This window comes from Plantactinospora sp. KLBMP9567, assembly GCF_033446045.1.
Taxonomy (GTDB): Bacteria; Actinomycetota; Actinomycetes; order Mycobacteriales; family Micromonosporaceae; genus Plantactinospora.
Map to the genome: position 1 here is coordinate 133743 of NZ_JAWQRR010000021.1, position 13795 is coordinate 147537.

A 13795-nucleotide genomic window follows, 5' to 3' on the forward strand; every position below is an offset into this window, starting at 1 on the left:
GTGCTGTCGCCCGCCCTACCCCTGCCTGGCGCCCCACCCCTGGTAGAGCACCGCCGCCGACCAGGTCGGCACGATCCGTGGCGTGCTTCCGCCGGCCGGGCCGACGCGCCGGACGGCCCGGCGCAGCAGCCAGCGTGCCGTCCCCCAGACCGCCGGACGGACGCCCCGGATCCGCAGCGCGATCCCGTGCCGGGCGCACTCGCGGACCAGCTCCCGGGCGTCGACGAAGAGCCGGGGGTCGTGAATCCCCCTCGGTACCCCGGGGAAGAGTTCGGCCACCCGTACCGCCAGCAGCCGGCTCAGCGCGGTGGCGTTGAGGGTGTCCAGCACCAGCGTGCCGCCGGGCCGGAGCAGCCGGGCGGCCTCGGCCACCACCCGCCGCCAGTCCGGTACGTGCTCCAGCACCTCGCCTGCGGCCACCACGTCCGCACAGCCGTCGGCCAGCGGCACCGCCCCGGCGTCCCCGTTCACCGGGGTGACCCCGTGCGCGGCGCCCTGGACGAGCGCGGAACGGACCAGGTCCACCCCGACATGCCGGTAGCCCTTGCCGGCGACCCGGGGGGCGAGCAGCCCGGCGCCGCAGCCGAGGTCGACCAGGACCGCACCGGGGCGGGCGGCCGGCGGCACCAGCGCGGCCCGCGCGTCGGCCAGCCAGTGCAGCATCGCGAAGGCACCGTCCGGCTGCCACCACTGGTCGGCGAGGTCGTCGTACTGCCGGGGATCGTTGCGGGGCAGCCGGCGGACCCGGACGCCGGGCACGACGCCCTCGGCGTCTTCCCTGGTCCCCGCTGTCCGCATGTGATCGAGCCTGGCACGACCGAGCGGTAACAACCAGACTTCCCATATGTCGCATGTGGTGTTAGGGCTGATCCGGGCGAGCCACCCCGAGCCGGCGGTCGCGGTGACCACCGTCTCGGCCCTGCTCGCCTGGGGCGTGGGCCACCCGCCCGGCGGCATCGCGGCGGTGGCCCTCACCGTGCTGGCCAGCCAGCTCGCCATCGGCTGGGTCAACGACCGGCTCGACGCCGACCGGGACGCCGCGGTCGGGCGCCGGGACAAGCCGGTGGCCAGCGGGATGATCAGCCGGCGGCTGGTCGGCACGGTAGGGGTGCTGGCCGCCGTGCTCACCCCGCTGCCCGCGCTCACCCTCAACCTCGCCGCCGCCGGGGCGGCCACCCTCGCCCTGGTCTCCGCGCTGCTCTACAACTGGCCGCTGAAGTCCACCCCGCTCTCGGTGCTGCCGTACGCGGTCTCGTTCGGGACGTTGCCGGCGGTCGTCGTACTCGGGCTGCCCGGCGCGCCGGCCCCGCCGGCCTGGCTGGTCGCGGCCGGCGCGCTGCTCGGCGCCGGTGCGCACTTCGCGAACGTGCTGCCGGACCTGGCCGACGACGAGCGGACCGGGGTGCGCGGCCTGCCGCACCGGCTCGGCCCGGCCGGCTCCCGGCTGGCCGCCGCGGGGCTGCTGCTCGCGGCCACCGCGACCCTGGTGGTCGGGCCGCCCGGGCCGCCCTCCTGGGCCGGCCTGACGGCGGTCGCGGTCGCCGCCGTGGTCCCGGCGCTCGGCTGGTACGCCAGCCGGGCCGCCACCGCCCGGGGTGACCGTCCGGTGGCCGTCTTCCGGGCCGTCATGCTCGTCGCGCTGATCGATGTGGTGCTGCTGGTGACCAGCGGTCGGGTGGTCTGACCGATCCCTTGCACCGGCCGGTACCGCCCGCGCGGGCCGGGCCGGGATAGCGGGTCGGCGTACGGGAGCCGATCACCGCCCACTACCCTGGAGCCCGTTGGGCCCGGGTACGGCCACGGTGCCCGTTCCGCCGACCCGGGGATCGCGACGGCGACCGGGATCGCACAGAGGAGGACCAGGTGACGCGCTCGATCAGGGGGGCTCGGCGAGCCGCTGCGGTGCTGGCCGGTACGGCCACCGCCGCCACCCTGCTGCTGTCCGGGTGCGGTGCGGGCCAGATCGCCGAGACCGCCGCCAAGGTGCCCACCAGCGTCGGCACCAACGCGCAGTCGGCCGACAACACCTTCAAGGTCCGCAACCTGTCGATCGACTACCCGGGCATCCAGGGCTATCCGGCCGGCGCCGACGCGCCGATGAACGTCGCCCTCTTCAACGACTCCGGCGAGACCGTCACGGTACGGATCAGCTCCGCCGGTGCCCGTGCGGTGGTGCTGGCCGGCGCCTCGGCCGCGCCGACCCCGGCCGGCACCGTCTCGCCGAGCCCGTCGCCGACCACCGGCAGCCCGTCCCCGGAGGCCACCTCGGGCAGCCCGGAGCCGGGCGGCTCGCCGTCGGCGGCCCCGACCGATGGTGCCGCCGCCACTCCGTCCCCCACGGCGTCCCCGACGCTGCCGGCCGAGATCCGGATCCCGGCCGGCGGGTTCGTGCTCCTGGACGAGACCACCGGCAACTGGCTCCAGCTCTCCGGGCTGACCGAGCCGCTGCGGCCGGGCACCGACGTCGAGCTGATCTTCGACTTCGGCGGCACCCAGGTGCCGGTACGGGCCCCGGTCGCGGTGCCGCTGACGCCGGCTCCGGTCGGTACGCCGGTCGTCGGCGAGGACGAGGAGCACGAGTAGCCCCCGGCACGTCACGACCCGGCCCGGCATGACGTCCGGCCGAGTCGTTCCGGTTCCGTCGTACGGATTGGTTAGCGTGCTCGGGTGACGACCAGCCGAGCCACGCCACGCCCCGCCACCGGGCGCGGCCGAGCCGCGAGCCGCGACCCCCGCCCCGCCTACGAGTGCGACGCCTGTGGGCACCAGCCGCCCAAGTGGGTCGGCCGGTGCCCGGAGTGCGGCGAGTGGGGCGCGGTGGTCGAGTCGACGCTCACCGGCCCCACCGTCTCGGGTCGGGTGGTGAGTTCCCGGGCGCCCGCCGAGCCGGCCCGGCCGATCGCCACGATCAGCGCCGCCCCGGCCCGGGCCCGCCCGACCGGCGTGCCCGAGCTGGACCGGGTGCTCGGCGGCGGCCTGGTGCCCGGCGCGGTGGTGCTGCTCGCCGGCGAGCCCGGGGTCGGCAAGTCGACGCTGCTGCTCGACGTGGCCCAGCAGTGGGCTGCCGGCGCCGGCAGCCCGTCTCTGGTGGTCAGCGGCGAGGAGTCGGTGAGCCAGGTCCGGCTGCGGGCCGAACGGATGGGCACCCTGCACGACCAGCTCTATCTGGCCGCCGAGAACGACCTCTCCGCCGTGCTCGGCCACCTCGACGCGGTCAAGCCGGGCCTGCTGGTGCTGGACTCGGTGCAGACCGTCTCCACCCCCGGCACCGAGGGGGTGCCGGGCGGGGTCACCCAGGTCCGGGCGGTCACCGCCGCCCTGGTCGCGGTCGCCAAGGAGCGGGGCATCGCGACCGTACTCGTCGGGCACGTCACCAAGGACGGCCAGGTCGCCGGCCCCCGGGTGCTGGAGCACCTGGTCGACGTGGTGCTGCACTTCGAGGGCGACAAGCACTCCTCGCTGCGGATGGTGCGCGGCGTGAAGAACCGGTTCGGCACCGCCGACGAGGTTGGCTGCTTCGAGATGCACGAGGGCGGGATCAGCAGCCTCGCCGACCCCTCCGGGCTGTTCCTGACCCGCTCCGCCGACCCGGTCCCCGGCACCTGCGTGACGGTGGCGATGGAGGGCCGGCGGGCACTGGTCACGGAGGTGCAGGCGCTGATCGGCGCCACGGTGGCCGGGTCGCCCCGGCGGACGGTCTCCGGGCTGGACAGCGCCCGGCTGGCGATGGTGCTGGCGGTGCTGCAACGCCGGACGGAGCGGCTGACCCTGCACGACCGGGAGGTCTTCGCCGCCACCGTCGGCGGGATCCGGGTGGTCGAGCCGGCCGCCGACCTCGCCGTCGCCCTGGCGGTCGCCTCCGGCGGGCTCAACCTGGCCATCGCACCCAACCTGGTGGCGATCGGCGAGGTGGGGCTGACCGGTGAGGTGCGCAGGGTCGCCGCCGTGCCCCGCCGGCTGGCCGAGGCGGCCCGGCTCGGCTTCAGGTACGCCCTGGTGCCGAACGGCTGCGGGCCGAGCGCCAGCGGGGTGGCTCCGGAGAACATGCGGGTGATGGAAGTCACCGACGTACGATCGGCGCTGCAGTCCGTGGCCCGGGTGTCGGCTGAGTAACCATACAGTCACACCGTGCTGCTGTTGGCCAGCGCGTGGCATGCTTACGGCCGTTGCCACCTGCACCAAGGCGGGCCGGCCACGGCCGGCAAGGTTTGCCAATCAGCTACAAACTGGACACTACGCGGCGGGTCCCAGACGGTACCGACGACGCGCCGATGGGAGGAAGCAGGCACGGTGGCACGTCACAGTAACCGCGACAGCACCGAACGCAGGGCGGTCCGTAGAATGTCCGAGTGCCGATCGACCGCGACGCGAACCGAACCGCCAGCGCGGCTTCTCCTGTCCGCACCACCGCCGGCGCCTCGGCCCGCCCCGTCGGCGTCGGCGTGACCATGAACGGAACGGGGCCGACCGGCGACCCGTTGCGGGCCAACCTGGCGCTGATGGCGCCGGGCACGGCGCTGCGGGACGGGCTGGAGCGCATCCTGCGCGGCCGGACGGGCGCCCTGATCGTGCTCGGCTACGACCGGGTCGTCGAGACGCTCTGCACCGGCGGCTTCCCGCTCGACGTCGAGTTCTCCGCCACCCGGGTCCGGGAACTGTGCAAGATGGACGGCGCTGTGGTGCTCTCCAGTGACGGCACCCGGATTGTCCGCGCCGCCGTGCACCTGATGCCCGACCCGACGATCCCGACCGAGGAGTCCGGCACCCGACACCGCACCGCCGAGCGGGTCGCCCGGCAGACCGGCTTCCCGGTGATCTCGGTCAGCCAGTCGATGCGGATCATCAGCCTCTACGTCAACGGGCAGCGGCACGTGCTCGACGACTCGGCCGCGATCCTGTCCCGGGCCAACCAGGCGCTGGCCACTCTTGAGCGCTACAAGCTCCGCCTCGACGAGGTCTCCGGCACCCTCTCCGCGCTGGAGATCGAGGATCTGGTCACCGTACGGGACGCGGTCGCCGTGGTGCAGCGGCTGGAGATGGTCCGCCGGATCGCCGACGAGATCGCCGGCTACGTGGTGGAGTTGGGCACCGACGGCCGACTGCTCGCCCTCCAACTCGACGAACTGATGGCCGGGGTGGACGCCGACCGGACCCTGGTGATCCGCGACTACCTGCCCAGCGGGCGCAAGGCCCGGACCCTCGACGAGGCGCTGGTCGAACTGGACCTGCTCACCGCCACCGAGCTGATCGACCTGGTCGCGGTCGCCAAGGCGATCGGCTATCCGGGTGCCTCCGACGCACTGGACGCGGCGGTCAGCCCGCGCGGTTTCCGGCTGCTCGCCAAGGTGCCCCGGCTGCCCGGGCTGGTGGTCGACCGGCTCGTCGGCCACTTCGGCAGCCTGCAACGGTTGCTCGGCGCCACCGTGGAGGACCTGCAGGCCGTCGACGGGGTCGGTGACGCCCGCGCCCGGGGCGTACGGGAAGGGCTGTCCCGGCTGGCCGAAGCGTCCATCCTGGAGCGGTACGTCTGACCCTGACGCCGGCACCGACCGGATCGATCCGTACCGGCCGGTGCGGCGGTGCCGCCGGTCAGCCGGTGATGGTGATCCGGACCGGGCTGCTGAGCTTGTTGCCGAGCCGGCCGAAGAGCTGGTAAGTGCCAGCCACCGGATGGGGCCCGGCGGCGACCTGGTTGGCGCACTTGGAGCTTTCCCGCCCGTTCCAGGAGACGGTGTATTCGTTCTCGTGGCTGGGCGGGAACGGCCGTATGTCGTTGGACCGGACCTCGTTGCACACGTCCGACGACCAGACTTTGCGGGCCCCGGACTTGATGTAGAGCTCCTGGAGGTCGGCGCCGACGTTCCGGTTGCAGGTCCGGTCGGACACGTTCTTGATCTTGAGTCGCAGCTCGATCGGCTCGCCCCGCTGCGCGGAGGTCTGCGAAGGCACCGGAGTCACCGAGATCTCCTGATCGGTGCACTCGTTGTCGACCGGCGGCGGTGCGGTCGGCACCTGACCGCCGCCCGCCGGCTCGACGGAGGTCTCCTCCCCGTCCCCCGGAGGCACGTCGGACGGCTCGCCGCCGCCCGGGGCTCCCGACTCCGGGGCGCCCGAGTCGGGAGGGCCGGACGCCGACGGGTCGACGTGCGGGGTGAGGGTCGGCGACGGCCCAGGGTTGGCGGTCTTATCCCTTCCGGAGTCGTCCGCCCCACCTGTGTTGATGCAGGAGTAGAGCAGCACGATCAGGAAGAGCAACATGGCGCCGAGCACGACGGCTCGACGCCGCCAATACACGGCGGGCGGAAGGGGGCCAACCGTCAGACGCATAATGGTTTCACCGTATCGGCACGCGTGGCCCAGATCCCCGCGACGCGCCGGAGGCCCAGCACGCCGTGTCGGCGCTGCCGCTCAAAGATAGACCTTGCGCTGGTAGACCGCGTGCGCACCGGCCACCCGGTCCAGGAACAGCCGGCCGGCACAGTGGTCGATCTCGTGCTGGAGCGCCCGCGCCTCGAAGCCGTCGGTGACCAGCCGGACCGCCGCCCCGGTGCCGGGCAGGACCCCCTGCACCACCACCCGGCTGGCCCGCTTCACGTCGCCGGTGAGGTCGGGTACCGACATGCAACCCTCCCGTCCCGGCCGCCAACGGCTCGCCTCGACGACCTCGGCGTTGCAGAGCACGAAGGTGCCGTGCGAGGTGACGGTCTTGGGATGCCCGGTCACGTCCACCGCGAAGACCCGGGCCCCGACCCCGAGCTGCGGCGCGGCCAGGCCGACGCAGCCGGGCGAGACCCGCATGGTGGCCACCAGGTCGGCGGCGAGCCGCACCACCTCGTCGGCACAGGGGTCGACGGTGGCACCGATCCGGCTCAACACGCCGGCCGGCGCGGTCACCACCGGGCGTACCGTGCCCTGGTCGCCGAGCAGCTCGGGTCTCCAGTCGCCCAGGCCGCAGTCCTCGGCCATCCCGGAATCGTCCTTCGCCGTCACAGCAGGTCCGAGTCGGCTCGCCGCAGGGTGACCTCCACGTCCAGCCCGGCGGCCGCCTCGGCCAGCCGGGCGGCGACCTCCTCGGCCGTGTCCGGCCGCAGCTCCACCTCGGCGAGGAGGACGTAGAGCGGCCCGGTCAGCCGGGTGGTCAGGTCGGTGACGTTCCCGCCGGCCTCGGCGAGTACCCGGGTCAACGCGGCGACGATGCCGAGCCGGTCGGCGCCGTGCACGGCCATCAGGTACGGCTCGCCGAACGGCGTACTCGTCGCCTCGGCGCCGACCTGCCGGACCGTCGCCAGCAGCGGGCCGTCGGCGACGACCGGGGCGAGCGCGGCCTCGGCGTCGACATCGGACGGACCGACGCAGATCAGCGTCATCGCGAAATGCCCGCGCAACCGGGTCATGGTCGAGTCGGTCAGGTTGGCCCCGACCTGGGCGAGCGCCTCCGTCACGTCGGCCACGATGCCGGGCCGGTCCGGACCGATGACGGTGATCGCGAGCTCGTTCATCCGGGCAGTCTGCCCGATCGTCCGCTCCGTCCGCGGCCCGACCCGGCATCCGGCCCACGCTCCGGGACGGGCAGACACCAGCCGCCCTGCGCCGCGGGCTCCGGCACCCGAACCACGCTCCGGGACGAACCCACGACCGGGCCCGTCACGGCCCCGGGCCCGGCGCCCGTCGCGGCATCGGGCCGGGCCGGCATGACAGGATCGACAGTGCCATGTCGACAACACAGCTCGCCGCCGACGCCATCCGGTGGTACGACGAGAACGCCCGTGACCTGCCCTGGCGGGAGCCCGGTATCGGCGCGTGGCCGATCCTGGTCAGCGAGGTCATGTTGCAGCAGACCCCGGTGGTACGGGTGCTACCGGCCTGGCGGGCCTGGCTGACCCGGTGGCCCCGGCCGGCGGACCTGGCCGCCGACACCCCGGCCGAGGCGATCCGGATGTGGGGGCGGCTCGGCTATCCCCGACGGGCGCTGCGGCTGCACGAGTGCGCGGTGGCCGTGCTGGAGCGGCACGGCGGCGAGGTGCCGACCGGGCTGGCGGAGTTGCTGGCGCTGCCCGGCGTCGGCGGTTACACGGCCCGGGCGGTGGCGGCGTTCGCGTACGGGCAGCGGCACCCGGTGGTGGACACCAACGTACGCCGGCTGGTGGCCCGAGCCGTCGCCGGAGAGCCCGATGCGGGGCCGGCGACCCGTCCGGCCGACCTGGTCGCCACCGAGGCGCTGCTGCCGGCGGTACCGGAGCGGGCCGCCCGGGCCAGTGCCGCGTTCATGGAGTTGGGGGCGCTGGTTTGCACCGCCCGGGCACCCCGGTGCGTCGACTGTCCACTGGCCGCCCGCTGCGCCTGGCGGGTGTCGGGGCGGATCGCGCCGGCCGGCCCGACCCGCCGCCCGCAGCGGTACGCCGGCACCGACCGGCAGGTCCGGGGCAAGCTGCTGGCCGTACTCCGCGAGGCGACCGGCCCGGTGCCCCGGGCCCGGCTGGACCTGGTCTGGTCGGACGACCTGCAACGCTCCCGGGCGCTGGCCGGGCTGATCGAGGACGGCCTGGTCGAGATGGTCGACGACACCTGCGTGCTGGCCGGCGAGGGCCGCCCCGACGCGTGAACGAATTCGGCCCGGTGGCGACTGCCACCGGGCCGAACCGTTTGCTACCTGAGCTGCCGCTCGGCTACTCGTCCGCGCCGGCGGCGGCAGTGTTGCCGAGGTCGGCCGGCACCGCGTCGGGCACCGGGACCGGCTTGTCCGCGCCGCGGAACACCAGCTTGGACTTGTCGACATTGTCCGGGTCGCCCTCGCAGTCCACGACCACGATCTGGCCCGGGGTCAGCTCGTTGAACAGGATCCGCTCCGACAGGTTGTCCTCGATGTCGCGCTGGATCGTCCGCCGCAGCGGCCGGGCGCCCAGCACCGGGTCGAAGCCCTTCTTCGCCAGGTACTTCTTGGCGTTGTCGGTCAGCTCGAGGCCCATGTCCTTGTTGCGGAGCTGGGTCTCGATCCGCTGGATCATGATGTCCACAATCGAGAGGATCTCGGTCTGGTTGAGCTGGTGGAACACGATCGTGTCGTCGATCCGGTTGAGGAACTCCGGCCGGAAGTGCTGCTTCAGCTCGTCGTTGACCTTCTGCTTCATCCGCTCGTAGTTCGAGTCGGAGTCCTCGGAGGCCTGGAAGCCCATCGAGACCGCCTTGGCCACGTCCCTGGTGCCCAGGTTGGTGGTCAGGATGATGACCGTGTTCTTGAAGTCCACGATCCGGCCCTGGCCGTCGGTCAACCGCCCGTCCTCCAGGATCTGGAGCAGGGTGTTGAAGACGTCCGGGTGGGCCTTCTCGATCTCGTCGAACAGGACCACCGAGAACGGCCGGCGCCGCACCTTTTCGGTGAGCTGGCCACCCTCGTCGTAGCCGACGTAGCCGGGGGGCGCCCCGACCAGCCGCGACACGGTGTACCGGTCGTGGAACTCGGACATGTCGAGCTGGATCAGCGCGTCCTCGCTGCCGAAGAGGAACTCGGCGAGCGCCTTGGACAGCTCGGTCTTACCGACGCCGGACGGGCCGGCGAAGATGAACGAGCCGGACGGCCGCTTCGGGTCCTTCAGGCCGGCCCGGGTACGCCGGATGGCCTTCGAGACCGCCTTGACCGCGTCCTCCTGGCCGACGACCCGCTTGTGCAGCTCGTCCTCCATGCGGAGCAGCCGGGAGGTCTCCTCCTCGGTGAGCTTGTAGACCGGGATGCCGGTCCAGTTCGCCAGTACCTCGGCGATCTGCTCGTCGTCGACCTCGGACACCACGTCCAGGTCGCCGGCCTTCCACTCCTTCTCCCGCTGCGCCTTCTGGCCGAGGAGCTGCTTCTCCTTGTCCCGCAGCTGGGCGGCCCGCTCGAAGTCCTGCGCGTCGATCGCGGACTCCTTGTCGCGGCGCACCTGGGCGATGCGCTCGTCGAAGTCACGCAGGTCCGGCGGCGCGGTCATCCGGCGGATCCGCATCCGGGCACCGGCCTCGTCGATCAGGTCGATCGCCTTGTCCGGCAGGAACCGGTCGGAGATGTACCGGTCGGCCAGCGTCGCCGCCGCGACCAGCGCCGCGTCCGTGATCGAGACACGGTGGTGCGCCTCGTAGCGGTCCCGCAGACCCTTGAGGATCTCGATGGTGTGCGTCAGCGACGGCTCACCCACCTGGATCGGCTGGAACCGCCGCTCCAGGGCGGCGTCCTTCTCCAGGTGCTTGCGGTACTCGTCCAGCGTCGTCGCGCCGATGGTCTGCAGCTCGCCGCGGGCCAGCATCGGCTTGAGGATGCTCGCCGCGTCGATCGCGCCCTCGGCGGCACCCGCACCCACCAGGGTGTGGATCTCGTCGATGAACAGGATGATGTCGCCGCGGGTACGGATCTCCTTGAGCACCTTCTTGAGGCGCTCCTCGAAGTCGCCGCGGTATCGCGAGCCGGCGACCAGGGCGCCCAGGTCAAGCGTGTAGAGCTGCTTGTCCTTGAGCGTCTCCGGCACCTCGCCCTTGATGATCCGCTGGGACAGCCCCTCGACGACCGCGGTCTTGCCGACCCCGGGCTCGCCGATCAGGACCGGGTTGTTCTTGGTACGGCGGGAGAGCACCTGCATCACCCGCTCGATCTCCTTCTCCCGACCGATGACCGGGTCGAGCTTGCCCTCCCGAGCCGCCTGGGTCAGGTTGCGGCCGAACTGGTCCAGCACGAGGCTGGTCGACGGCGCGGCCTCACCCGGCGCGGTACCGGCGGCCGCCGGCTCCTTGCCCTGGTAGCCGGAGAGAAGCTGGATCACCTGCTGGCGGACCCGGTTGAGGTCGGCGCCGAGCTTGACCAGGACCTGGGCGGCGACGCCCTCGCCCTCGCGGATCAGGCCGAGCAGGATGTGCTCCGTACCGATGTAGTTGTGGCCGAGCTGCAACGCCTCACGCAGCGACAGCTCCAGCACCTTCTTGGCCCGCGGCGTGAACGGGATGTGCCCGCTCGGCGCCTGCTGGCCCTGGCCGATGATCTCTTCGACTTGCTGGCGGACGCCCTCCAGCGAGATCCCCAGGCTCTCCAGGGCCTTCGCCGCGACGCCTTCACCCTCGTGGATGAGACCTAGCAGGATGTGTTCCGTACCGATGTAGTTGTGGTTGAGCATCCGGGCCTCTTCTTGGGCCAGGACGACAACCCGCCGCGCTCGGTCGGTGAACCGCTCGAACATGCCCTCGTGCTCCTCACGTGCCGTGCGCACTCGATCTTGATGGTCCAAGCATCGTGGCGGGGCCACCACCCGGACGTCCGGGGCGGACGACCGTGCTCCCTTACTCTATCGCCGCGAGCCGACTCTCCTGAGGTCGTGTGTTCCCGGAATGAGCCACGTACGCGACGTTTTTCCCAACCGCCCACGCTCAGCGATGCTTCCCAGACCATCCGCTGTACGCGCAGAGCGAAATTCGAGCCCCTGCCCGGGCGACGCGACCCCGCGTCATCCACAGGCTGTGGACAACTTCGTCCACTGGTTGTGGACAACGCCGGGGCCGCCAGGATGTTCCCCGGTCGGCATGATCGTTGCCCGGACCGGCGAGCCACGCGGGAGAACGCCTGCGGGAGCAGTACGCGGCGGGCGGGGGAGCGACCGGGATCACCGACCGTCGACGAAGCGGACACTCAGACTAATCTTCTCATACCACTCGAAACAGGCAAAAGGGCGCGGGGTGGTGGACACGTGCTCGTCCACCACCCCGCGCGAGGGATCAAGGAAGCACGACGCCTAGCGGCCCGCCTTGGCGTGGTACTCGTCCACGATCTCCTGCGGAATCCGCCCGCGGTCGGAGATCTCCTTGCCTTCCTTCTTGGCCCAGGCCCGGATCGCCTTGTTCTGCTCGCGGTCGGCGGTGGCGCCACCCCGCCCCCGTGCGGCACGACCGCCGACCACCACGCCGCCCCGGCCCACCTTCGAGCCGGCCGCGACGTACGGGGCGAATAGCTCCCGCAATTTGCCGGCGTTCTTGTCCGACAGGTCGATCTCGTACTGCACGCCGTCGAGCGAGAACTTGACGGTCTCGTCCGCGTCTCCGCCGTCCAGGTCATCGACCAGCTTGTGAATGATCTGCTTGGCCACGTGTCGCTATCCTTTCGAGCAGGTTCGCCGCAAACAAGAGCACAATAGCCCGTTAGATGCTTGCTCCGTCAATAGGACGGCGAAACTACGCGACAAGCCGCTCGGCGGCAACTACTCCGGGCGGACCATCGGGAAGAGGATGGTTTCCCGAATTCCGAGGCCGGTGAGGGCCATCAGCAGCCGGTCGATTCCCATTCCCATGCCCCCGAGCGGCGGCATTCCGTACTCCATGGCCCGCAGGAAGTCCTCGTCGAGCCGCATGGCCTCGTCGTCGCCCCGGGCCGAGCGCTGGGCCTGGGCCACCAACCGCTCCCGCTGCACCACCGGGTCGACCAGCTCCGTGTAGCCGGTGGCCAGCTCGAAACCGAGCACGTAGAGGTCCCATTTCGCGGTGAGCCCCGGCTCGTCGGGGTGCGCCCGGACCAGCGGGCTGGTCTCTTCCGGGTAGTCCCGGACGAAGGTGGGCTGGCGCAACGTCGGTACGACCAGTTCCTCGAAAAGCTCCTCGGCGAGCTTGCCCGGGCCCCACTTCGGGTCGACCGCGAGACCGGCCTTTTCCGCGTATCCCAGCAGGTCGGCCATGCCGGTGCGGACGGTGACCTCCTCGCCGAGCGCCTCGGAAAGGGTGCCGTAGAGGGTCACCGAAGGCCACTGGCCGCCGAGGTCGAACTCGGCGCCGTCGGCGTGCGTCACCACATGCGACCCGGCCGCGGCGAGCGCGGCGGCCTGCACCAGGTCACGGGTGAGGGTCGCCATGGTGTCGTAGTCACCGTACGCTTCGTACGCCTCGAGCATGGCGAACTCCGGGGAGTGCGAAGAGTCGACCCCCTCATTGCGGAAGTTACGGTTGATCTCGAAGACCCGGTCGATGCCGCCGACCGCCGCCCGCTTGAGAAAAAGCTCGGGGGCGATTCGCAGATACAGATCCGTGTCTAACGCATTGCTGTGCGTCACGAATGGCCTGGCCGTGGCCCCGCCCGGCAGCGGCTGCAGCATGGGGGTTTCAACTTCGATGAAACTCCGGGCGTGCAGCGAATCGCGCAGACTACGCAGCGTCGCCGCCCTGGTGCGTACCATCTCGCGGGCCCGGGGGCGCACGATCAGATCGACATAACGCTGCCGGACCCGGGCCTCCTCGCTAAGTGGCTTGTGCGCCACCGGCAGCGGCCGGAGCGCCTTCGCGGTCAGCTCCCAGGAATCTGCGAGCACGGAAAGCTCCCCGCGCCGGCTGGTAATCACCTCACCGGTCACCCCGACGTGGTCGCCGAGGTCGACCAGCCGCTTCCAGGCGTCGAGCCGATCCGGACCGACCCGGTCGAGCGAGAGCATGGCCTGGAGTTCGGTGCCGTCGCCGTCCCGCAGGGTGGCGAAACAGAGCTTTCCGGTGTTGCGTACGAAGATCACCCGGCCGGTGACGGCGGCGGCGTCCCCGCTCGCGGTGTCGGTCGGGAGGTCCGCGTAACGGGCCCGGATCTCGGCGAGAGTCGCGGTACGCGGATATCCCACCGGGTACGGCTCGACGCCCTCGGCGAGCATGCGGTCCCGCTTCTCCCGACGGACCCGCATCTGCTCGGGAAGGTCGTCCACGGGGTCGGTGGGGTTCGGGATCTGCTGGCTCACGGCATGCTTCCTCGGGAATTGTCGGCGGAGTTCGGCCCCGAGCGTACTCAAGTGCGCCGGCGGCGGGGCACTGGATA

At 72.0% G+C, this 13795-nt stretch carries 12 protein-coding genes; 5 read left to right on the forward strand and 7 right to left on the reverse strand.

Features of this window, described 5'->3' with window-relative positions; translation table 11 throughout:
• Nucleotides 1-15: 15 nt before the first annotated feature.
• Nucleotides 16-798, reverse strand: coding sequence for a methyltransferase domain-containing protein (locus R6Y94_RS16855; protein WP_318396807.1), 783 nt, complete (start codon nucleotides 796-798; stop codon nucleotides 16-18).
• Between the two features lie 46 nt (nucleotides 799-844).
• Here R6Y94_RS16855 and R6Y94_RS16860 point away from each other — a divergent pair, with 46 nt between their 5' ends.
• The 4 genes from R6Y94_RS16860 (at nucleotide 845) to disA (ending at nucleotide 5531) form a co-directional block, all read left to right on the forward strand.
• Entirely contained in the window at nucleotides 845-1684 is an 840-nt protein-coding gene (locus tag R6Y94_RS16860; protein WP_318396808.1) for a UbiA family prenyltransferase, read from the forward strand.
• Between the two features lie 179 nt (nucleotides 1685-1863).
• Nucleotides 1864-2583 carry a hypothetical protein gene (locus R6Y94_RS16865; RefSeq protein ID WP_318396809.1) on the forward strand — a complete coding sequence of 240 codons (720 nt, stop codon included), beginning with the start codon at nucleotides 1864-1866 and terminating at the stop codon, nucleotides 2581-2583.
• Between the two features lie 84 nt (nucleotides 2584-2667).
• The gene (gene radA / locus R6Y94_RS16870; RefSeq protein ID WP_318396810.1) at nucleotides 2668-4113 is read left to right on the forward strand and encodes a DNA repair protein RadA; all 1446 of its coding nucleotides are present in this window, start codon (nucleotides 2668-2670) and stop codon (nucleotides 4111-4113) included.
• A gap of 236 nt (nucleotides 4114-4349) precedes the next feature.
• On the forward strand, nucleotides 4350-5531 hold the full coding sequence (gene disA, locus R6Y94_RS16875) for a DNA integrity scanning diadenylate cyclase DisA (RefSeq protein ID WP_318396811.1): 1182 nt from the start codon (nucleotides 4350-4352) through the stop codon (nucleotides 5529-5531).
• Between the two features lie 58 nt (nucleotides 5532-5589).
• Here the strand turns inward: disA and R6Y94_RS16880 are convergent, their stop codons facing one another.
• The 3 genes from R6Y94_RS16880 to R6Y94_RS16890 form a co-directional block, all read right to left on the reverse strand.
• Nucleotides 5590-6258, reverse strand: a complete 669-nt coding sequence (locus R6Y94_RS16880; RefSeq protein WP_412102779.1) for a hypothetical protein — start codon at nucleotides 6256-6258, stop codon at nucleotides 5590-5592.
• 150 nt (nucleotides 6259-6408) lie between these two features.
• Nucleotides 6409-6966, reverse strand: coding sequence for a peptide deformylase (locus R6Y94_RS16885; protein ID WP_318396953.1), 558 nt, complete (start codon nucleotides 6964-6966; stop codon nucleotides 6409-6411).
• Between the two features lie 20 nt (nucleotides 6967-6986).
• Nucleotides 6987-7499 (reverse strand): glycine cleavage system protein R, encoded by a 513-nt coding sequence (locus R6Y94_RS16890; RefSeq protein ID WP_318396813.1) that lies wholly within the window; start codon nucleotides 7497-7499, stop codon nucleotides 6987-6989.
• Nucleotides 7500-7711: 212 nt separating this feature from the next.
• Here R6Y94_RS16890 and R6Y94_RS16895 point away from each other — a divergent pair, with 212 nt between their 5' ends.
• Complete coding sequence (locus tag R6Y94_RS16895) at nucleotides 7712-8602, forward strand: A/G-specific adenine glycosylase (protein ID WP_318396814.1); 891 nt, start codon at nucleotides 7712-7714, stop codon at nucleotides 8600-8602.
• 64 nt (nucleotides 8603-8666) lie between these two features.
• Here the strand turns inward: R6Y94_RS16895 and R6Y94_RS16900 are convergent, their stop codons facing one another.
• The 3 genes from R6Y94_RS16900 to lysS form a co-directional block, all read right to left on the reverse strand.
• Nucleotides 8667-11198, reverse strand: a complete 2532-nt coding sequence (locus R6Y94_RS16900) for an ATP-dependent Clp protease ATP-binding subunit (protein ID WP_318396954.1) — start codon at nucleotides 11196-11198, stop codon at nucleotides 8667-8669.
• Between the two features lie 549 nt (nucleotides 11199-11747).
• On the reverse strand, nucleotides 11748-12098 hold the full coding sequence (locus R6Y94_RS16905) for an Lsr2 family protein (protein WP_318396815.1): 351 nt from the start codon (nucleotides 12096-12098) through the stop codon (nucleotides 11748-11750).
• Between the two features lie 111 nt (nucleotides 12099-12209).
• The gene (lysS, locus tag R6Y94_RS16910) at nucleotides 12210-13664 is read right to left on the reverse strand and encodes a lysine--tRNA ligase (RefSeq protein ID WP_412102790.1); all 1455 of its coding nucleotides are present in this window, start codon (nucleotides 13662-13664) and stop codon (nucleotides 12210-12212) included.
• Nucleotides 13665-13795: the final 131 nt, after the last annotated feature.

Bases quoted from the DNA above. Each gene is read 5' to 3' on its own strand.
- R6Y94_RS16890 (WP_318396813.1), bottom strand. From the start codon at position 7,499: ATGAACGAGCTCGCGATCACCGTCATCGGTCCGGACCGGCCCGGCATC.
- R6Y94_RS16860 (WP_318396808.1), top strand. From the start codon at position 845: ATGTCGCATGTGGTGTTAGGGCTGATCCGGGCGAGCCACCCCGAGCCG.
- R6Y94_RS16885 (WP_318396953.1), bottom strand. From the start codon at position 6,966: ATGGCCGAGGACTGCGGCCTGGGCGACTGGAGACCCGAGCTGCTCGGC.
- R6Y94_RS16880 (WP_412102779.1), bottom strand. From the start codon at position 6,258: ATGTTGCTCTTCCTGATCGTGCTGCTCTACTCCTGCATCAACACAGGT.
- R6Y94_RS16895 (WP_318396814.1), top strand. From the start codon at position 7,712: ATGTCGACAACACAGCTCGCCGCCGACGCCATCCGGTGGTACGACGAG.
- R6Y94_RS16855 (WP_318396807.1), bottom strand. From the start codon at position 798: ATGCGGACAGCGGGGACCAGGGAAGACGCCGAGGGCGTCGTGCCCGGC.
- R6Y94_RS16900 (WP_318396954.1), bottom strand. From the start codon at position 11,198: ATGTTCGAGCGGTTCACCGACCGAGCGCGGCGGGTTGTCGTCCTGGCC.
- lysS (WP_412102790.1), bottom strand. From the start codon at position 13,664: ATGCGGGTCCGTCGGGAGAAGCGGGACCGCATGCTCGCCGAGGGCGTC.